This is a genomic window from Moorena sp. SIO1G6, from assembly GCF_010672795.1.
Taxonomy (GTDB): domain Bacteria; phylum Cyanobacteriota; class Cyanobacteriia; order Cyanobacteriales; family Coleofasciculaceae; genus Moorena; species Moorena producens.
This window is the reverse complement of the sequence record NZ_JAAHFZ010000012.1, coordinates 105,042-125,135: the sequence shown is the minus strand read 5'-3', so window position 1 is coordinate 125,135 and position 20,094 is coordinate 105,042. Positions and strand designations below refer to the sequence as shown.

Below are 20,094 nucleotides of genomic sequence, written 5' to 3'. Positions count from 1 at the left end.
CTGAATGCTTACTAAACTCAAGTAGCTAACTGATTGTCCCAAGTCTAGTTAGCCAGCCACTGAGCTAACCAGGGAGTTAGTTCAAGTTAACCTTGACAACTTTGTTTTTTTCCTCTTCCGCTTTAGGCAAGGTCAGATTTAAGATACCGTCTTTGTACTCAGCCTCAACTTTGGTATTTTGAATCCGAACTGGTAAAGGAATTACCCGCTGGAATTTACCATAACGGAATTCAGACCGCTTGACGCCTTTTTCGTCAGTATTGGTTTCTTCTTTACGTTCTCCACTGATAGAAACAACAGTATCTGTGACTTCTACATTCAAGTCTTTGGCTTCCATTCCTGGAACTTCTAATTTCAGAGTAATAGCATCTTCAGTTTGGGTAATTTCAGCAGCTGGAACATTTTTGAAATGACCAAACTCTCGCAAAGTAGTAGGCACAAAACTATGGTCAAATAGCTGGTCAATTTCCCGTTGTAGGGTGTTGATGTCTTTCCAGGGGTTCCAACGAACTAGAGTCATAGCTTTTCCTCCAAGTTGTAATTGCTTAATTGATTTAGCCTTGTTTTCTGGCCTTTGATTATTATGGTAGGACTTGAAATTAGCTATGACAATTCGGTTTTTATCACTAATTTTATAGGGATTGCCGTTATGAATAAGTGTTCAATCGGGAATCGGGAATCGGGAATCGGGAATCGGGAATCGGGAATCGGAAACAGGCAAAAGGGAATAGGGAATAGTAATAAAGAGATATGAGGATTTTTTTTGGTTAGGAGAAAGCAATGTAGCCTTGGGTTTCATGAACTATTTAGAACTGCTATAGTTAACTTTGATCTAAATTACGGTAAACTAAACACAATTGAGTTCGGTAAACTCGAATTCAATGGTCAGCTAATGCGCTAGGCGCAAGCTAATTGAGGTGCTAATGCGCTACGCGCACGCTACGCGAACAGGTATCAGGTAAGGCAATTGAGTTAAGTCCGATGATGGAATCCACAGATTTTACCCATGCAGTCAGCTACCAAAAAGAATTGATTCTGAAATTACAGGAACTGCTGAAAAAAGAAATTGAAGGTAAAGCTCACTCTGACCGCATTGAAGAATTATCTTCAGCGATTGAAAGTGCTACAGAGGCGCTCAACAACCTAACCCAGTATTTTAGAGAAACTTGACCTCTAAGCATTCAGCGGTCAGCTTATTTTATTCAAAAGCTGTTTGGTGTAGCATGCGCTATGGGCATAAACTGTTCGGTGTAGCGTGGCCATAGGCTCAAAACTGATAGCTGATACGGGACACGCTGATACGCGACACGCTGATAGCTGATAGCTTAGGTTGAACTGTATTTTTCTCGATTAGACTCTAAGCACTAGGTATTAGGCGTTAACTACTAACTAACACCTAATACCTAACACTTAACACCTAACACCTAACACCTAAGCCTCAACACTATATTGACTGATAGTAAGCATTCAGCCGTCAGCCGTCAGCGGTCAGCCATTTCCGTACCGTGCGCGTAGCCCATAAGCTGACAGCTGATAGCTGATAGCTGAATACTTACGACTGATTACTAGGGCAAAGGTCGAAATTATTTTTAGTCCTTGAAGAGGTCAAGTCCTCTTTCGGGTTGAGCTACAGAGGCACCAATATTAGGAGTGATGCCCACAAATTGATCAAATCAGTGATTCGGTCAAAGCCCGACGCTGCGCGAACGACTCTGGTCAAGATCAATCCCAGAACTAGGAAAACCTAGAGATGAAGTCAACAGGGATGGAGTGAACACAGATGGAGTCAGGAAGGAATCAAGTAGGGAATCAATGGGATTGGTAATAGTACCAACGATATCCTCCAGCAGACTGTCAGGTCCATCGGTAACACCATCCGGATTACTAATCTGGTTGTCGTCACCAATGCTGAAACTGGCGGCACCACTAATCTGATGATTATTGGTGTTAGGGGTACTCATGGTGCTGGAAACCATGGCTGTGCCATGGATACTGAAAATGCGATTGGCCTTTGGCCACGCTACGCGATCGCTTAAATCCGCTGAGGTATTGTCACTAATGGTGCTGGTAGCCATGCTGGTACTGCTGACGATGACTATACCGCCAACAGAGTCGCCCAAGGGATTGCGACTAATCCTGTTAGTAGCCGTCGCCCTGCTACTGACCTTGACTAGAGGGTCATCTGAGTCTACTGTTCGCGTAGCGGCGACCTTCGCGTAGCGTGGCCCAAAGGCCAAGGAGCATCGATTACTACTAATTTCAATCTTGGTGATAGTCGCCGTTTTTGGATCTTGAGGCTGAATTTCGACATCAAACACTTGGTCAATGTCATCAAAATCAATGTCATCAAAATCGATGTTAATCGGGCCATCGGTGATGTCCAAATCACCAGTAGTAGCCAAATCTTCACCAGTTTCAAGGTCATCTAGGGGAGAAATCACTACAATCCCTTGACTAGTAGCACCAGTTTGGTTTCCTTGGTTTGGATTTGCTTGTAGATTGCAAAGGGAATCAAGCACAGAACAGCTATTGTTTATCATCGAGGTTTCTACTCGAACGTCAACAAAGAAATGAGATAGAGATTCCCTGATTGACTTTTTCTAGCTACCCAGGTCGAGTAGCCAGCACATTTTTCACTTTGTCAGTCTAAATTCTATCTAGGTGATCAAATTATTGCTCTCGAATGCAATAAAAATTCACGTTTTATGATCACGACAGGGGGATGGTGCCCTTTATCCATCAATTTTCTGTCTACACTCCCAAACCTCTACAGGTTTAATTCCCGGAGCGTCCATTACCACTTTGATTTAATAAATATTCCCAAATCCGTCGTATTTCCTGTTGATTTTGACGAATATCTGCTTGACTTTGACGAATCTCCTCTTGATTTTGAATAATCTCTTCTTGACTTTGACGTTGATAGGTTGCTAAATCGGAAAACAATTTTAAGGTCTCATTGAGAGAAACTCTTAATTGAGTAATTTCTGCTTGATTTTGCTCGATAGTCTGACTATGGCGATTAATGTATCTTGCTGCTGTCTCTAACAAGTTCTCTACTTGAGTTAATCTTTCTTCTGGTGTCATGTCTGATCACTTTTGATTTGATATATTTATATATTATATTCTTTTTTTTATCATTATTACTGAAGTCAATTTTTACTAAAAATTTAGTGCGTTCGCGAACGGAACATCGCGTTTAAATTTGGTGTGTTATTAACCCACCCTAACAACTAATTATTCTATCTCCTCTCTCCCGCCTCTCCCCACACTATTATCCCTACTCCCTACTCCCTACTGTCGATTACGAAAGTACCTAACCCAATTGAGAACTGCTATAGTAATCAAAGTGTTGCTAACTTTAAGGTAGGATAATGACAGACAAAAATTTTGTAGCTGATAACGCTACTACCACAGAAATACTGGAACAAGTTATTGAGGAAATACAGCAAACTCCCCAAGAATACTTACCCAATTTGTTGCAGATAGTTCGTCTGTTTCGTGAGAGTGTTACACAGAATACGGCAGAAGAAAGCTTTCGTCAAGGATGGCAAGAAGCCATGACAGGGAATACACTTCCTGTTTCACAGCTGTGGGATGGGATTGATGCAGAATGAACCAGCCAAAATCCAAATCAAGGTTACACCTGAGTTCAATATCGGTTAATAACGCACCCAAGCAGTGGTAAAACCCTAGAGATTTAATTCCCTGAGCGTCCATTACCGCTTTGATTTAATAAATATTCCCAAATCCGTCGTATTTCTTGTTGATTTTGAATAATCTCTTCTTGACTTTGACGAATCTCCTCTTGATTTTGAATAATCTCCTCTTGACTTTGACGTTGATAGGTGGCCAACTCGGAAAACAATCTTAAGGTCTCATTCAGAGAAACTCGTAATTGAGTGATGTCTGCTTGATTTTGCTCGTTCGCGTAGCGTGACCTTAGGTCAATGGTCTGAGAGTGCCGATTAATGTATCGTGCTGCTGTTTCTAACAAGTTCTCTACTTGAGTTAATCTTTCTTCTGGATTTCATGTCTGATCACTGTTAATCTGATTGATTTATCTATGCTATGCCATTTTTACTCCTTATTCCTGATGTTAAACCTTCCTAAAAAGCTAGTGCCTTCGCGTAGCGGCGACCTTCGCGTAGCGTGGCCCAAAGGCCAAGGAGCATCGCAATTTAGTTTGATGCGTTATTAATCCACCAAACCAACTACTTATCCCCTCTCCCCGCGCCTGGTTACCACACTTACCACGCTTAAAACACGTACAACACGTAGCACACGTAGCACAATGCACGCCAAGCTAGAATGTGGTAAAATAGGAGAATACTTATCAGCAGGTGGACAAAAATAAACTACTATCAAAGAAGCTACTATCCACACCATTCAGGCAAGTTAGCCGACCAAGCAGCAGGTGTTATCGTTAATTCCACCTACCAAATTATTTAGTAATTCAAAATTCCTCAGAATTTTGCCCTGGGCTGTGTTCGAGCGTCTGGATCAGCGATTAGACGATATGAAGTCAACTTTGGGCGAAGAGGCAATACTCCTAAAGTCGGATCTGTTGGTAAATCAGAGGGTGATTACTGAGGCTCAGAGCCAAAGGTTTATCCTGATCGGATCAGAACAGTTCAGTTGTCTACTGTGGGGGGAAGCCCAACCGGAGACCTTAACTGGGTATGAATCTCTGATGAGACTGTACCAAGTGGGATTGACCTTCGATCCGGATGCGATCGCAAACTTTCTTACCCATCTCAAAGACTCCTACCTAACCTCACCATCAAAATGTGAAACCTCTGAGGATATTCTCAACCTAATCAAGAGGGCTCTAGCCTCCCTCAAACCCAATAATCCAGCTATCCAGAGCGAATTTACCCTATCATTAATTGATATTCTGTGTGACTACAACACGCATAACTACAACACCGATGTTCCACCATTAGTAGAGCCAGCTTATCCCTATGGGTCCATTTGTCAACCCGTAGCAGAAGCACTGCACCAGCAGGTTGAGCAAGAGCGATTGCTCAATCAGGTGACCAGTCAAATCCGTCAAAGCCAAGAGTTACCCCTGATCCTGACCACAGCAGTTGAACGGGTACGACACTTCCTAGAGGTAGACCGATTAGTAATCTATCAATTTGACTTTCCTTACACCTCTAGTCCCACAGCACTAGAGCCAGCACCTGCTGCTGCCACTGAACTAGGCTGGGGTTGTATTACCTACGAAGCTAAAGCCTCTGATGGTATCCCATCAGTGCTAAATGTGATTGAGCAGGAGGAATGCTTAACCCATGTACCGAACTGTACACATAAATATCAGCGAGGGTCAACGGTTGCTGTTGATGATGTTGATCGAACCTATAATACCCATAATTGCTTACTTAAACTGTTGCATCGACATCAAGTACGAGCCAAGTTAGTCGCACCAATTATTGTCGAAAACAACCTGTGGGGGCTACTAATTGCCCATCAGTGTTTCGAGCCAAGGCGATGGGAGGACAGTGAAAAAAACTTTCTCCAGGCAATTGGTGAACACCTAGCCGTTGCGATCTATCAAGCGAAGTTATACTCCCAAGTGCAGCAGCAAAACAACACCCTTGAACAACGGGTAATTGAGCGCACCCAAGCACTTCGGGATGCTTTGCAAGCTGCTCAAGCAGCCAATCTTGCTAAGAGTGAGTTTCTAGCTACCATGAGTCATGAATTGCGCACCCCTCTGACCTGCGTAATTGGGATGGCAGCGACACTCTTGCGCTGGTGTTTTGGTCAGGACAGTTCCCAGAGATTACCTGTGGAAAAGCAACAGCGCTATTTAAAAAGCATCCAGGACAATGGGCAACACCTACTAGAACTGATCAACGATATTCTGGATTTGTCTCAGGTTGAGGCAGGAAAGTTAGTCCTGACTATCAGCAAATTTTCCTTAAGTAAGCTAGCTAATCAGCTGTTGAGTAGCCTAAACGAACAAGCCTACCAACAGCAGGTGACTCTACAGCTAGATTGGCGAGTGCCACCAGAAAGGGACTGTTTTTGTGCAGACCAACGGCGGGTTAAACAGATTTTGTTTAACCTTTTAAGCAATGGGATTAAATTTACCCCAGAGGGGGGTAAAGTAATCCTACGGGTCTGGCCAGAAAACCACTTAGTAGTGTTCCAAGTGGAAGATACAGGCATTGGTATTCCCCAAGACCAGTTACCATTACTGTTTCAAAAGTTTCAGCAGCTAGAAACCCCCTACCGTCGCAAGTATGAAGGAACTGGCTTGGGGTTAGCCTTAACCAAACAGCTGATCGAACTCCATAGGGGCAACATTGAGGTGGAATCGGTAGTGGGAGAGGGGTCTTGCTTTACAGTTTGGTTGCCCACTCAACCCATGACACCAGCTACTTCAGAAAAAGCCCTGCCAAAGTCCAACCTAACTCTCAAAGCTCAAGGCACTGTGGCCTTAGTGGAAAACCAAGAAGAGATTGCTACCCTGATTTGCGAAATTTTGACCGCAGCAGGCTATAAAGTAATTTGGTTGATTGATGCTTCCACTGCCATCAAACAAATTGCATTGCTTAAGCCCCAAACTATCATTATCGATTGGCAGTTACCGACTAGGGAGGGTTACGAAATGACTCAATGGCTGCGTCAATCCTCCACAACCGGTGGGGTAAAAATTCTGGCTTTAACGATTCCGACTGTGCCAAAGGTAGAGCAACAAGAGATGATGGAGGTAGTGGATGATTACTTATATAAACCGATAGAACCCATGGAATTATTGTACAGGGTTATGGCTTTGGTGGAAAGTTATAGCGCTGCGCTATAGCTGCTAAACCTAGAAGTGTAACTAAGCCAAGGATGCTGCTAGGTTCCGGCACATCTTCTGGGACAACGAAAGCATTATCCTGGATGTTGGTAATGCTTGAGTTCCGGCGAATAATGCCTGAGAGGGTAGTGCTTTCTAGATCTGGATCCAAAGCCAACAGATGCTCGAGATCGTTGAGGTAAAAGAAGCGGTCACCATCCCGTACGCGGATGAACTGGTCTGAGATGAAGCTATTGAATAGTTCACCGACCAATCCACCGTTGAAGGAGTCCTCGGATATTCCTCCAATCCAGAAATCCACATCGTCTACAGACTGGTAGATTTGTTCAAATAGAGTTGCTATTTCTGGGTCAGAAGTAATGCCAAGTTCGGTGTCGGTGGTCAAGAAGCCAGTGACCGGATCCAGACCGAGTTCGACACGAGCCTGATTGTAGGTGGGAAGGCCAACTTCCCTTCCTCGCGCAATATTGAGTGAAGCGAGGTCAAAGCCTTGACCGCTACCATTCGGGGCAAGGAGGTTCCGCACCCCGTCCACTATCTGATTGTCAACCTCTTCAGCGACCTGGGACGCTAAACCCAAAAACAGTGAATCGACACCGTTATCAATCACTTCTTGGGGATTGAAGAAAGCATCACCAAGGGAGATACTTCCGACGGAATCGCCGTTATTATTAATACGCTGAAGATTTTCCGACAGAAGAGTGTGGCCAACGCGGAAGTTAGCATTGGTAAATTCTTGACTGACACTGGGGTCAACGGTGGGATCGTAGCCAGAGTAATCCTCCAAAAGGCTATCGCCAATGAACAGCGGTAGGAATTCATTGTATGTGATCACCTGAATCTGAGCCCCGACAACCTTACGAGCTGATTCGTAGATAAAGTCGCCTTTCTCAAGTCCTGACTCTTCTAACTTCTCCAAAATCACCGGGTCGCCAGCGTCAATTTTTTCACTAAGTTCTTCAGCCAGACGATTGTGCTCTCGCACCATCAAAGTGTGAGCTGCGGTTAAGCCAATTTGTTCGTTGGTACGAATATCCCCAGCGATGAACAACTGTTCTGGTGGTAATGCTCCAGCACCCCTAGTGTTACTATTAGGCAATCCGGCAGTGTTGAAAGGTAGTAGCTCTTCACCATTGATAATCTGGCTCTTGAGCTTTCCAGTACCGTCATTAGTACGTAAAAATTCCGCCCGCACTTGATCAGATCCGTAGACCTGTGAACCATCAATAAAAGAAGTCAGCTCGTTGATCTGCTGGCGCGGATTGCCAAGCCCAGTGCCAGTCCCTTCAGCTGCAGGAACCCTAATAAAGGGTATAGAAGTAGCAGATTCTCCAAGTGGATCTCGACGACGAGTGGCAATGTCAATCGGGTTAATTGGGATGGGGATGAAATCCTCTGGTGGGCTATTTTCCCCTCCCTCATTCAGAGCAAAGTCGTGATCAATCAACTGCCCCCACTGCCAGATCCAGTCGCTGGCCCGGAGGAAATTAGGCACGAATTCAGTCTGGCGCACAATGGTATTGCTAATGTCACGAGGGTTAGGCAGAACATTGCCGGTGGGACCGGTTATTCTTGGTGCGTTAAAGCCATCCTCGTAAGCAGGAGTCAGGAGCCGAAGTAGTGGTGTTTCGGCTTCACCCAATGTCGGGTCATTGGGGTTGTTGTTCAATCCATTAATGGTGCGGAATTCTCCTGCTTCTGCAGGCACAGACATGGTAAATCCTAGGGCAGCGAAAGTGGTTACTGCTAGACCAAGCTGAGTAGGCTTGAGGTTTCTAACCACTTTTAAGTTAGATAAATGATTTTTCATCAGGTTAGTACTTAGGTTAAGATTGCATCCCAACCGCTAATGTGGTAGATGCAGTAAAATACTCTATCTCTTCTAATAAGGTGTTTGGAAAGTAGCTACATGGTTTGCTAAAACCGGGTAATTTACTTTAGTTATCCCCAAGATTCACGGGTTTTCGTCTAAGAGGTTGTCTGAGAAGTCTCATTTGCTACATCCAAGCCCCCGTTGCTCCCCCAATTCTGGGGGACTTTTAGAAGCAAATTGACTCTTGTTCCCCCCAAGCGAGGGATTGCTCGCTTGGGGGGTCAGGGGGGCAAAATTCAGTATCAAAAAACTTGGGAGATATCCTCTAAAGTAAGTCTTCACGTAAGTCCCTCATTTATCGCCAGTAAATAATTTTTAACACGGGCTATAATAACGATTACGTATTTCTTTTGGCTACATAATTTATTCCGTATTTACCCCATAGTCAAGATTAAAAATTACTGCTTGCTAATTTTAAGATAGCTGGATTTCGGATATCTACCGCAAAAAAAATATAGTTTTACAGAATCTTTAATTCTTTAATTAAAGATTATCTGGATAGAGACGCACAATAAATCAATATCTTGTCAAGCCAATAAATCTTGATTGTAGATAAATATAGTGTAAGGATTTAGGTAGAGGGGTTGACAAAAGCCGAAAATTTAAAGTAGCCATTGATGAGTAAAGCAATTCTACCTCTTTGGGATGAGGAATTGCGCCAGTTTATTAAATAAAAACTGGTGGATATGCTTGGGGAACAAAGCTTGATTAATCAGCTATAACTGGTATAAATACTAAAAATCAGCCTCAAATTAGACTCAATGAGCTGATAAAAATCCCCTTCAAGTGACCTGATCAAAAAAAGCGATAAAGTCAAAACAAAACACACACAACCACAAACCGGAACACCGGAAGGGGCGGTGGCGCGGGGAGATGGGGAGATGGGGAGATGGGGAGATGGGGAGATGGGGAGATGGGGAGATAGGGAGATAGGGAGATGGAGAGATTTTTATTAAGGGTAATTATCATCGACATCATATAAGACAATAACCACAGTGCTTAAACCAATTAATAGATAATGGTTATTATATTTATGAGGTAAACATAATTTTTTTTATATTCCCTATTCCCTATTCCCTATTCCCTATTCCCTATTCCCTATTCCCTAAAATCCAAAACTTCTGTACCTCACCTATTTTATAAATGCTGTGGAACCTCTATATATCGATAATCACTTACTGTAACCACCAACAACATGGCAGCTAATTCTCTCCATTCAATTCGTCATAGTCTAATTGTGTCTTGTCAGGCACCCCCTGACTCACCCCTGCACCACCCCCTAGTGATTGCCGCCATGGCACAGGCTTCGATGAATCAGGGGGCATCGGGTGTGCGTATTGATACACCTGACCATGTGGCAGCTGTCCGTAGTCAATGTCCCACTGCTCCAATTATTGGCTTGTGGAAGCAACAGTTACCGGAGTCTGAGGTTTATATTACTCCCCAGTTTCACCATGCCAAAGCGATCGCATCCGCTGGTGCTGATATTATTGCCATTGATGCCACCTTACGGGAACGTCCTGGAGGGGAAACAGTTCAAGATTTAATTAAGCAGATTCACGATACACTGGGTAAACCGGTGATGGCAGATGTGGATACCCTTGAGAGTGCGATCGCAGCACAAGCCGCTGGTGTTGATTTAGTTGGTACCACCCTCTATGGCTACACCGCTCAAACCAGCCATCTTTGTCCTCCCGGCTTTGGCCTACTCAGCCAGTTGGTGAAGCATTTAGATATCCCAGCCATTTGCGAAGGGGGTATTGCCAGCCCCAAGATGGCTCAAACTGCGCTAGAATTGGGAGCCTATGCGGTTGTTGTCGGCACTGCGATTACTGGTATTGATTTGCAAGTTAAGGCTTTTGTCGAGTCATTAGTTAATTGAACATGGTTACAGGGTTTTTCAAGTAGATGAGGTACAGTCTTTATTGGCGCTAATTGCCTTTAAGACCTTCTTACCTTTCTGCCCTCTGCCTTCTGCCCTCTGCCTTAAAAGGATAAGCAAAGTACCTCACCCAATGGAAAACTGCTATAATTGCCCTTGCTAGAAGCTGGAAAACCTATCTTATTATTGAGAACCCAGTTTCTGTAGCCAGTCTTGACCCAACTGAATGGTAATATCTGAGGAAAAAGCACCGGTGCTTTCCACCCGCACTTCCCCAAATCCCAAATAGTTACGGATAGTGGCAGCACTTTCATCGTCTCCCTGTTGGGCAATAATGCGAGTGGTGCGCAATGGTTCCCTAGACAATTTCTGATCAATACGAACATTCTGGTAGCCAGCTTGGTTAAGTTTCCGGAGCATAGCTTTAGCGACTTCAGAAGAATCTGTAGTGTATTGAATCGCAATCCGCAGGGATGTGGAGTTGGCATTGGAGTAATAGCTATAGCCTTGACCAAAGTGCTGACCCACCATCTGCTGGATGCGGCGGTGGTTTGGCAACCAGTAACTGGCTTGTTTCTTGCCATCGTTGCTAAATCGACCAGGCAGCATTAGCATTTGGACATTGGCTCGTTTAGTCTTGGTGGCAAAACCCGCTAATGCCACTAGCTCTTCTACACTTAAGTTGGTGTCAATGTGGGACTGAATAACTGAGAGGATTTGTGGGATTCGTGCGATAGTACTAGGTTTTAGTGCCTGTTCTACCAATGCCCTCATCAGCATTTGTTGCCGCTGAACTCGACCAATATCCCCATACTTGTCGTAGCGAAACCGCAGGAACTGCATCGCTTTATTACCATCCAGGTGCTGTCTGCCTTTTTTGAGGTTGATATAAAGGTGTTGAGAGTGGTCAGTGTACTTCATATCCTTGGGAATATAGACCGTAACTCCTCCCAAGGCATCCACCAGTTTTTCCACACCCTGAACGTTTACTCGGATATAACGGTCAATGGGCACATCATCGAGAAGATCACTGACCGCCTTTGCTGTGAGGGCAGGTCCGCCAAAATAATTGGCAGCATTGAGCTTGATTTTACCATGTTTCTCAATACGAGTTTGAGTATCACGAGGCATGGACAGCACTTTGACTTTTTCCCCATTTGGGTCAAACCGTAGCAGGAGCATGGTATCTGACAAACCCTCTAAGGAATTGACCAGAGCGTGGTATCCCAGGTCTACTTCTGGGGGTTGCTTGAGATCAGAGGTTAGGACTTTAATACCAAGAAATAAGATATTAACTGGTCGAGTCAACTCCGGCAAGTGCATGCTGTTGCTGGAGATGGTTTCTTCTTGGTTAAATACAGATTTCTCGTCCGGAGTCAGTTCATTTTGCAGCAAAGGGGTACTTGCCAGGGATACAGCTAGGATTGCACCTGCTGCCGCAGATGACATGGCCACTGCGGTAAAACCTAGCCAAAGCCAGAGCAAATTCCCTCCCTTGACTTTTACCTTTTTTCTGCGAACGGGGCGAGTAGGTCTTCTCACTACACGGCGTTTTCGATAAGTTCTTTGAACTGGCACTGGGCTTCCTCACACACAGGCAATAGGGATGGTATTGACAGAAGAAGACTATTCACTGCTGACCGGTTTCACATGCTTGACCTGGAGCTTCCATCTTAAGGTTTAGTATTAATACTCTATAGCAGGTTTTTTAACAGGTTGCTGCCTGATCAGGTAAATTTTCGATCAAGCTTGCCCAATCCGTCAGTCAAAACCATCATTAGAGTACATCATTTATTTAAGTAAACCCCTAGACTAGGACAAATACTTGCCCAGGATTCCTTCAGAGATCCGGCTAATCCAAGGCAGGCGTGGTGACTGGCGCTGCCATAAGCGCACCATCACAGCGAAACTGACCAGAAAATAGCCAGATGTCAGCATAGCATTGAGAAACAGCAAGCGTAATGTCCAAAATTCCGACAATTGTGCTCCTGCTGATAATAAACTGTACCCTAGCAACCAACCAAAGGCCAAGGTGACGGACAAGCGACTCACCGTTTTTTCCTGTCGGTTTCCCTGAGAGTGGTACAATGTCCACAGTGCTGGAAACAAGCCAAAGATGGGGACAAGGTAAATAAATAGCTGTAAGCGCTGATTATCGTGATTGTCGGTAGAATTAGTCTTTTTCACATTATGTTCCATCCGCAGCTTGCCTTAAGAATCCCTCAAACCCCATGACTTGGTGGTTTTACCTCTTATCATGACATTACCTAGTGGTTATTCACCAATGGCAATAATATAGTAATAGCAATAGGGCAATGGCAACATGGATAATCAACTAAGCTTCATTCTCAAACTCGTCATCCTCTCCACGATAATTTCTGTTATTATTAAATACGTTGCCCCCAGTGTACCCATTGCCGCTACATCCGTTAATGGGATGATCGGGATCCTGGCTCCAACGGTGATTTTAGCGATCGCATTAGTAGGTCGAGCCTGGAGCTATCGGCAGTTTGATTGATAGGCTAGTGGTAAGCTCACCTAAGTTTCGCGGCGCACGATCATAGGTTTCCCGAGAGGTTAAGACAGACCTTGGCTCAATCCTGATGGTGAAGACGATTCCAGTCACAGAACTTAGCTTGCATGACGTGAAGGTCAAATTTGACCTGACCCCAGCAGAGGATGACGAATTTTTCCGAGAGTGGCAGGACGAGTTACCAGAACTTACCGACACTGAAAGGCAGTCCTTAGAGCAAGTTAAGGCTCACATGCTATACCTGGAACAGTACCCGATGGTGGAAGACATTGTCAAAATGGTAGTGCTGTCTCCCTTGTTAGGACTAGCGGGTTTTTATGGTTCTCCCTTTCACCTCAAGACAGAGGCCGCAATAGAAATTGCCGCTGTTGAGGAGCACGAAATCCTGCGGGGACGTATTGATGTGTTGGTGCTACAAGAGCAGTTGTGACTACTCCTACATCAAATCAAAGATTATGATGTAGGCGCGCTCTTACTCACGAATGAGACTTACTGTTCCTCGATATCCTGTATCGATTTACCACAGCCATTGAGCGGCAGTCCAACCGCCATCAATCTATCATACCAAAACCAAGAGACCCCGTCAGGTAATTCCCCTCCCGCCCATGAAGCGCGGGTATAACGGGAGACCCCTTACCTGTTTAGTTGGGTATTAGCGATTGAATCGAAACAAGCTGGTTTCTCTCTCAAGTCAGCAATTCCTCAGGCATTGACCTACATGATGGCTAATCCTAATCAGTTGCGCCCTAGTTTTGGATTGGTGACTAATGGCACTAATTTCCGGTTTTTGAAACTAACCAAATCCGGTAGACCGATGTATGCTCTTTCCGATGAGTTTACCCTCTATCGTGGCAATGACTGGTATAATGTGCTTAGGATCCTCAAGCGAATTGCTGAATTGGTAGTGATGTGAACTATAGGAGTTCTCAAATGCTGTGAGGTACTTTCTTCCTGGGTTTTAGGGAGCAGGGAGCAGGGAGTAGGGAGTAGAGAGTAGGGGGAATAAAATTGACTGTAAGCGATCGCGTAGCGGCTCTCAAAGAGCATCGCTCTAGGATTGTTCTGCATGATTTGTACCTGTGATCGGTTCTTTGACAATCAATCATTGTTCCCTGTTCTCTGGTAAGCTATCAGCTGTCAGCCTTTAGCTGATAGCTGATAGCTAAATCCAAATGCGTTCGCTTAGCGGCTCCATTGGACCATCGCGTAGCGTGACTTTAGGTCAATCGCTTACATTTATGGCGCTATACAAAAAAAAGCCTGCACTCAGCAGGCTACCGATGTTTTCAGAAAGATTTAGTTGATATAAGCTCAAGTCCAAACCATAAATCAACCAACGACAATGTACTCACTATTCACCGCAGCGGTTAGTGTGCCCTGATCCAGCAAAGCCTGATAAACCATCGCAGCTACCTCAGCACGAGTAGCCTCACGCACAGGATTGAGCTTCCTCTGGTCAGGGGAATTCACCACAATCAGTTTTTTAGTAGCCGTTATGACTTGATCTTTGGCATAGCTGGGAATCTTGTCTTTGTCATCATACAAATCCAAAGCATTGGGGTCTGATTCGTTTAAACCCAAGCCATTTACTAAGGAAACAATCACATCCGCTCGCTTAACATTATCGGCCTGTCCGAAGTTGCCATTACTGTAACCAGAAAGGAATCCACCGCGATAGGCTTTTTGAATCGCATCCTTAGCCCAAGACTTATCACTGACATCTTTGAATTGCTTGGCTTCCCTTTTCGGTGAAGGGTTGAACGCTTTGCTAATCAAGGCCGCATATTGAGCACGGTTGATCTTATCATCAGGTTTAAAGTTACTGTTGTCAACACCTGAAATCATACCTTCTGACAACAATTCCTGAATAAACTCTTTCGCCCAGTGGTCTTGAATGTCTGCGAATGTGGGTATCCCGTCGTCTGGAAATTTAACAATATATTGATTAGTAATAGCGCTGACTTTATTAGCATCCACCAAGGCTTGATAAACCATGGCAGATACTTCAGCACGGGTAGCATTGCGAGTGGGGTTGAGTTGCCTGAGATTGCTGTGATTTACGATAATTTCCTTTTTGGTTGCGGTTTTGACAGCCTCAATGGCGTAGCTAGGAATGGAACCACTGTCATCGTAGGCTTGTAAGGCATTGGGACTGGCAGCCGTTAAGTCTAACCCATTCACCAGTGAAACAATTATTTGGGCACGCTGAACCTTGTCTGTGGGTTTGAATGTCCCCCCAGGGTAGCCAGAGAGGAATCCACCACGATAGGCTTGTTTAATCTTTTCGTAAGCCCAATAAGTGGAAGGAACATCACTGAAATTTTTGGCCTCCCTTTCAGCTGAAGGATTGAAAGCATTAACCAACAAGGCCGCATATTCAGCACGGGTCATGGTTTGGTTTGGCTTAAAGCTGTTATCCTTGAAGCCACTAACGTATCCTTTAGCGTACAATCCCTCGATGAAATCCTCTGCCCAATGACCAGCAATATCAGTTAACTTTTTAGTTGGAGTAGGTGTTGGAGTAGGTGTTGGAGTAGGTGTTGGAGTTGGAGTAGGTGTTGGAGTTGGAGTAGGTGTTGGAGTTGGAGTAGGTGTTGGAGTTGGAGTAGGTGTTGGAGTTGGAGTAGGTGTTGGAGTTGGAGGCACAACAACGATCGCGTCATCAATTTGAACCGGACCACTGGCTTTTGAGGCAACTAAAAAATTGCCCACTGAAATCAGCTTAACCGTGGTGTAATTTTTTAAATCAAACTCACCGTTGTTACGCAGTACGTTTTCCCCTGGGTCTCCTGCGGTTCCCAAATCTGGCAAACCCTTGCCAGAAACTGACAGACCAAATCTTTCGTTGTTTTCAATCCGATTCTTACGCAGTATCGGTCGAGCGTCCCCAGAAACCACTATCCCAAATATGTTTTCAGAGGTTTGGTTCTCGACCAGCCTTGGCGCTGCATTACTATCAACAGCAATGCCATTACCCATTTTTTTACAGGTATTCCCTTGGATGTTCCCTTTGGCATCCCTGGTAATCGATATCCCTTGGCCCTCTATACCGCTACCAATGAAATTATTATCTTTAATTTCTGGTGTGGCTTCACCAGTGACATTAACCCCTTCACGATTGCACTCTTTGAAGGTACAATTAGCAACGATAGGGCTACCAGACTCAATCCAGGCCCCAGTGCCTCGGCGCTCACGATTGGTCATAGTTACTCCCCTGAGGTCGGTATCCTTAGCTAGGATAAGGGTCACGTTTTGACCACCACCGAAACGGGTGTTGAACAATCCGTTGCCTTCAATTAAGATGTCCTTGCCTTTGTTGGCTTCATCCCCTATAATTTTTACACCGGAGGGAGCTTTCAGCGGAAAGGTTTCACCACTGGCTGTATTATAAGTACCAGGTTTTAGTTGAATCTGGTCACCTGATCCAGCTGAATCGAAGGCTTTAGTAATAGTTTTAAAGGGCGTAGATTCGCTACCATCAGCGCTATCACTTCCAGTAGCTGGATTGACGTATAGAGTTGCCATAATTTAGGATTACCCAAAACGCTTAAGAACACAGCAAAACTGCGGTGTCACCCATGAGAGGGTTCACCACTTGCTAATTTCCTGAGCAGGAGGCTAACTTTCTTTAGAAATACTCTTAAGAATTGTTACCCAGATAGTGTGCCTGCTTTTATTGCTTATATCTCACAGTTTAAGCTCGATTTTCACTAAATGTCCATTGAGACTTAAGCAGATTTACTCTGGATTTCTTGTTCTGGCAATGTCAGAATCTCTACACCGTCAGGGGTGACAACTATAGTGTGTTCAAATTGGGCAGAAAGTTTGCGATCGCGTGTTACAGCTGTCCACTTATCAGCTAATATCTCCACTTCGTGGGTACCTTCGTTAATCATGGGCTCGATAGTGAAAACCATCCCAGCCCGGAGGCGTTTTCCTTTCCCTCGGGTGCCATAGTGAGGAATTTGGGGAGCTGTATGGAAAATCTTGCTAATCCCATGTCCAACAAAGTCTCGCACTACGGAAAAGCCGTTGGACTCGGCATACTCTTGGATAGCAGCACCAATATCGCCAACCCTTGCTCCTGGCTTGACCTCAGCAATGCCCCGCATCATACATTCTTCAGTAACTTCCACCAGCTTTTTTGCTAGGGGTGAGGGGGTACCAACAAAAAAGGTTCTAGAGGTATCCCCGTGATATCCATCCACCTTTGGTGTTACGTCTATATTAATGATGTCCCCATCTTTAAGGATTTGCTTACCGTTAGGGATACCGTGACAGACAACTTCATTGATACTGGTACAGATAGATTTAGGAAAGCCCTGGTAGCCTAAGGGAGCACTGATTGCCCCATGCTCTTTTGTCCAGCGCTCAGCTTCATCATTAATCTCATTGGTGCTTACCCCTGGCTTAACCATGGGTTCTAAATGGTCTAACAGTGCAGTGGCTAAGCGTCCAGCAAGACGCATTTTAGCTATTTCTCTACTGGATAAGAGCACAATTCTTTCAGCTGCCATGAGTTTTTATTCCGTCAATTACCCCAAAACCTGGGAAAAATTATACTATTTGTTGTTTTTTTAATTGTACAATAATATGATCCCTAATTAACGCGGGTTGGCTTGAGAGCAATAGGTAAGGTACATTCTGGATTTTAGGGAATCGGGAATCGGGAATCGGGAATCGGGAATCGGGATTCGGGAATCGGGAATCGGGATTCGGGATTCGGGAACAGGTAAAAATCCTGTGTACCTCCTCTTTTGCTTGCTATCCAAAGCCAGAATATTTCAATAGAATAGGTCAGTTGATAGAACCAAGTAGGAGTCGATTTTGGAGGTCAAAGCCGCAGTAGCTTTTGAAGCAGGCAAGCCTTTATCCATTGAAACGGTTCAGGTAGCCGAACCTAAGGCGGGTGAGGTGATGGTGGAAATTAAAGCAACCGGAGTATGCCATACCGATGCCTATACCCTCTCTGGCGCAGATCCAGAAGGACTATTCCCAGCCATTCTAGGACATGAGGGAGCAGGTGTAGTGGTTGAGGTGGGTGAAGGGGTGACTAGCGTCGAGGTAGGAGACCATGTAATTCCCCTCTATATCCCTGAGTGCCGTCAGTGTGAATACTGCTTAAGTGTTGACACTCCCCGCCCTGGAAGGACGGGGATTCTTGCTTCTACGAGGTGACTTGTTTAACCAGGCCGGAGCCAGAAAAAATAGAGGTCTCATCTCCACAAGCGTACTTGGTCTATGACCCAGGTTTCGGTGTGCCCCACCGTACCTAATCTAGTTAACAAGTTAGATAAACTTTTTCTTGATATTATGTTTTCGTAGATATCCAAATCGTTAGATTTGATTATGCAATAAGCTGATATCTTAGCTTATTTTTTACATCATCTACTTATTTTACTATCATGTTTATCTATAACACTAATTGTTTTTATCTTAACACGATGCGATCAAACCGTCAAGTCTTAATTTCAAAAAAAGCCGTCCTATAAGGACGGGGCGCGATTACCCAAATTTTTTGGTAAAACTAATCTCTGTCAGGCAATTCGGAATACCCAAGGACGTGGTTTGATGCCCGATGGTACCAGTCGCTTCTCTGTGGATAGCAAAATGCTCCATCATTACATGGGGACATCCACCTTTGCTAACTATACCGTACTGCCAGAAATCGCAGTCGCAAAAATCCGCAAAGATGCTCCCTTTGATAAAGTTTGTTATATCGGTTGCGGAGTTACAACCGGTATTGGTGCTGTGATCAATTCCGCTAAAGTTCAACCAGGTTCGAGAGTTGTGGTATTTGGACTTGGGGGAATTGGTTTGAATGTGATCCAAGGCGCACGGATGGTGGGTGCTAGCCAAATTGTAGGTGTTGATATTAATCCTAAAAAACAACAACTTGCTGAAAAATTCGGGATGACGGATTTTGTCAATCCTAATGAAATAGAAGGAGATTTAGTCCCTTACATTATTGATTTAACTAAAGGGGGCGCTGATTATAGTTTCGAGTGTATTGGTAATGTGAAGGTGATGCGCCAAGCTCTAGAATGCTGCCACAAAGGTTGGGGTGAATCTATTATTATTGGTGTCGCAGGTGCTGGAGAAGAAATCAATACTCGACCTTTTCAGCTGGTAACTGGACGGGTCTGGCGAGGTACAGCTTTTGGGGGAGCTAGAGGACGCACGGATGTTCCTAAAATCGTAGATTGGTATATGGAAGGTAAGATTAATATTGATGATATGATTACCCATGTCATGCCCTTGGAACAAATTAATGATGCCTTCGATTTGATGCATAAGGGTGAGTCGATTCGTAGTGTGGTGACGTTTGGATAGTTGAAGGTTAATTCATAGGTTTAAGGTTTAAGGTTTGTTGGTTGAAGGTTGAAGGTTTGTTGGTTGAAGGTTGAACGCGATGGACTTCGTCCCGCTTTCAGGGAACCCGTGGCCTATTGGCCAAGGTTATTTGGTTAGCCGTAGGCCACGCTTACTGGCAGAGCCCGACGCTGCGCGTTCGCGTAGTTAAGTAGAGTAGGGTGGGCAAAGTCATCATTTCGTGACTAATCAAAACCACCAAACTCTTTTTGCCCACCCTACAAGCTACTGTTAAGTTAAGTAGAGTAGGGTGGGCAAAGTCATCATTTCGTGACTAATCAAAACCACCAAACTCTTTTTGCCCACCCTACAAGCTACTGTTAAGTAGAGTAGGGTGGGCAAAGTCATCATTTCGTGACTAATCAAAACCACCAAACTCTTTTTGCCCACCCTACAAGCTACTGTTAAGTTAAGTAGGGTGGGCAAAGTCATCATTTCGTGACTAATCAAAACCACCAAACTCTTTTTGCCCACCCTACAAGCTACTGTTAAGTAGAGTAGGGTGGGCAAAGTCATCATTTCGTGACTAATCAAAACCACCAAACTCTTTTTGCCCACCCTACAAGCTACTGTTAAGTTAAGTAGGGTGGGCAAAGTCATCATTTCGTGACTAATCAAAACCA

20 protein-coding genes and 2 pseudogenes are annotated in these 20,094 nt (G+C 44.5%); 9 read left to right on the top strand and 13 right to left on the bottom strand.

Annotation, left to right across the window (positions count from 1 at the left end; all coding sequences use genetic code 11):
- Positions 1-76: 76 nt before the first annotated feature.
- Both F6K63_RS13775 and F6K63_RS13770 read right to left on the bottom strand, forming a co-directional pair.
- Entirely contained in the window at positions 77-520 is a 444-nt protein-coding gene (locus tag F6K63_RS13775) for an Hsp20/alpha crystallin family protein (protein WP_008181645.1), read from the bottom strand.
- A 141-nt stretch (positions 521-661) separates the two neighbouring features.
- Entirely contained in the window at positions 662-799 is a 138-nt protein-coding gene (locus F6K63_RS13770) for a hypothetical protein (protein ID WP_287312376.1), read from the bottom strand.
- Between the two features lie 182 nt (positions 800-981).
- On the opposite strand from F6K63_RS13770, the gene F6K63_RS13765 reads away from it, so the two are divergent.
- Entirely contained in the window at positions 982-1,170 is a 189-nt protein-coding gene (locus F6K63_RS13765) for a hypothetical protein (protein WP_287312375.1), read from the top strand.
- Positions 1,171-1,685: 515 nt separating this feature from the next.
- Here F6K63_RS13765 and F6K63_RS13760 read toward each other — a convergent pair.
- Positions 1,686-2,540 carry a hypothetical protein gene (locus tag F6K63_RS13760; RefSeq protein ID WP_008181641.1) on the bottom strand — a complete coding sequence of 285 codons (855 nt, stop codon included), beginning with the start codon at positions 2,538-2,540 and terminating at the stop codon, positions 1,686-1,688.
- A gap of 235 nt (positions 2,541-2,775) precedes the next feature.
- Complete coding sequence (locus F6K63_RS13755; RefSeq protein ID WP_287312374.1) at positions 2,776-3,084, bottom strand: hypothetical protein; 309 nt, start codon at positions 3,082-3,084, stop codon at positions 2,776-2,778.
- Positions 3,085-3,371: 287 nt separating this feature from the next.
- On the opposite strand from F6K63_RS13755, the gene F6K63_RS13750 reads away from it, so the two are divergent.
- Entirely contained in the window at positions 3,372-3,614 is a 243-nt protein-coding gene (locus F6K63_RS13750) for a hypothetical protein (protein WP_287265726.1), read from the top strand.
- Between the two features lie 83 nt (positions 3,615-3,697).
- Here the strand turns inward: F6K63_RS13750 and F6K63_RS13745 are convergent, their stop codons facing one another.
- Positions 3,698-3,994 carry a hypothetical protein gene (locus tag F6K63_RS13745; RefSeq protein WP_287265724.1) on the bottom strand — a complete coding sequence of 99 codons (297 nt, stop codon included), beginning with the start codon at positions 3,992-3,994 and terminating at the stop codon, positions 3,698-3,700.
- A gap of 477 nt (positions 3,995-4,471) precedes the next feature.
- Here F6K63_RS13745 and F6K63_RS13740 point away from each other — a divergent pair, with 477 nt between their 5' ends.
- Positions 4,472-6,811, top strand: coding sequence for a hybrid sensor histidine kinase/response regulator (locus tag F6K63_RS13740; protein WP_287312373.1), 2,340 nt, complete (start codon positions 4,472-4,474; stop codon positions 6,809-6,811).
- On the opposite strand, the gene F6K63_RS13735 is transcribed toward F6K63_RS13740, so the two are convergent.
- Complete coding sequence (locus F6K63_RS13735; protein WP_287312372.1) at positions 6,774-8,621, bottom strand: peroxidase family protein; 1,848 nt, start codon at positions 8,619-8,621, stop codon at positions 6,774-6,776. The genes F6K63_RS13740 and F6K63_RS13735 overlap by 38 nt on opposite strands.
- Positions 8,622-9,879: 1,258 nt before the next feature.
- Between F6K63_RS13735 and F6K63_RS13730 the strand changes: the two genes are divergently transcribed.
- Complete coding sequence (locus F6K63_RS13730) at positions 9,880-10,566, top strand: N-acetylmannosamine-6-phosphate 2-epimerase (protein WP_008181627.1); 687 nt, start codon at positions 9,880-9,882, stop codon at positions 10,564-10,566.
- 183 nt (positions 10,567-10,749) lie between these two features.
- Here F6K63_RS13730 and F6K63_RS13725 read toward each other — a convergent pair whose 3' ends face one another.
- Complete coding sequence (locus F6K63_RS13725) at positions 10,750-12,144, bottom strand: LCP family protein (RefSeq protein WP_052308417.1); 1,395 nt, start codon at positions 12,142-12,144, stop codon at positions 10,750-10,752.
- A gap of 234 nt (positions 12,145-12,378) precedes the next feature.
- Entirely contained in the window at positions 12,379-12,765 is a 387-nt protein-coding gene (locus tag F6K63_RS13720) for a hypothetical protein (protein WP_008181625.1), read from the bottom strand.
- Positions 12,766-12,889: 124 nt separating this feature from the next.
- On the opposite strand from F6K63_RS13720, the gene F6K63_RS13715 reads away from it, so the two are divergent.
- From F6K63_RS13715 to F6K63_RS13705, 3 genes are all read left to right on the top strand, one after another.
- A complete protein-coding gene (locus F6K63_RS13715) occupies positions 12,890-13,084 on the top strand; it encodes a hypothetical protein (RefSeq protein ID WP_008181624.1) in 195 nt (64 codons plus the stop codon).
- Between the two features lie 85 nt (positions 13,085-13,169).
- Complete coding sequence (locus tag F6K63_RS13710; protein ID WP_008181623.1) at positions 13,170-13,529, top strand: hypothetical protein; 360 nt, start codon at positions 13,170-13,172, stop codon at positions 13,527-13,529.
- A gap of 279 nt (positions 13,530-13,808) precedes the next feature.
- Positions 13,809-14,012 carry a hypothetical protein gene (locus F6K63_RS13705; RefSeq protein WP_287312371.1) on the top strand — a complete coding sequence of 68 codons (204 nt, stop codon included), beginning with the start codon at positions 13,809-13,811 and terminating at the stop codon, positions 14,010-14,012.
- 13 nt (positions 14,013-14,025) lie between these two features.
- On the opposite strand, the gene F6K63_RS13700 is transcribed toward F6K63_RS13705, so the two are convergent.
- From F6K63_RS13700 to F6K63_RS13685, 4 genes are all read right to left on the bottom strand, one after another.
- Positions 14,026-14,205 (bottom strand): hypothetical protein, encoded by a 180-nt coding sequence (locus F6K63_RS13700; protein WP_287312370.1) that lies wholly within the window; start codon positions 14,203-14,205, stop codon positions 14,026-14,028.
- Positions 14,206-14,428: 223 nt separating this feature from the next.
- Positions 14,429-16,624 (bottom strand): S-layer homology domain-containing protein, encoded by a 2,196-nt coding sequence (locus tag F6K63_RS13695; protein WP_287312369.1) that lies wholly within the window; start codon positions 16,622-16,624, stop codon positions 14,429-14,431.
- Positions 16,625-16,827: 203 nt separating this feature from the next.
- The gene (gene map, locus F6K63_RS13690; protein WP_287312368.1) at positions 16,828-17,616 is read right to left on the bottom strand and encodes a type I methionyl aminopeptidase; all 789 of its coding nucleotides are present in this window, start codon (positions 17,614-17,616) and stop codon (positions 16,828-16,830) included.
- 87 nt (positions 17,617-17,703) lie between these two features.
- Positions 17,704-17,871 (bottom strand): hypothetical protein, encoded by a 168-nt coding sequence (locus F6K63_RS13685; protein WP_287265718.1) that lies wholly within the window; start codon positions 17,869-17,871, stop codon positions 17,704-17,706.
- 55 nt (positions 17,872-17,926) lie between these two features.
- Between F6K63_RS13685 and F6K63_RS13680 the strand changes: the two are divergent.
- Together F6K63_RS13680 and F6K63_RS13675 are read left to right on the top strand one after the other, a co-directional pair.
- Positions 17,927-18,235 (top strand): annotated as a pseudogene (locus tag F6K63_RS13680) (alcohol dehydrogenase catalytic domain-containing protein); the annotation flags it as partial.
- 387 nt (positions 18,236-18,622) lie between these two features.
- Positions 18,623-19,432, top strand: a pseudogene (locus F6K63_RS13675) (zinc-binding dehydrogenase); the annotation flags it as partial.
- Positions 19,433-19,702: 270 nt separating this feature from the next.
- On the opposite strand, the gene F6K63_RS13670 reads toward F6K63_RS13675, so the two are convergent.
- Positions 19,703-20,094, bottom strand: a 392-nt coding sequence (locus tag F6K63_RS13670; protein ID WP_287312367.1) for a hypothetical protein, incomplete at its 5' end; no start/stop codon positions are given.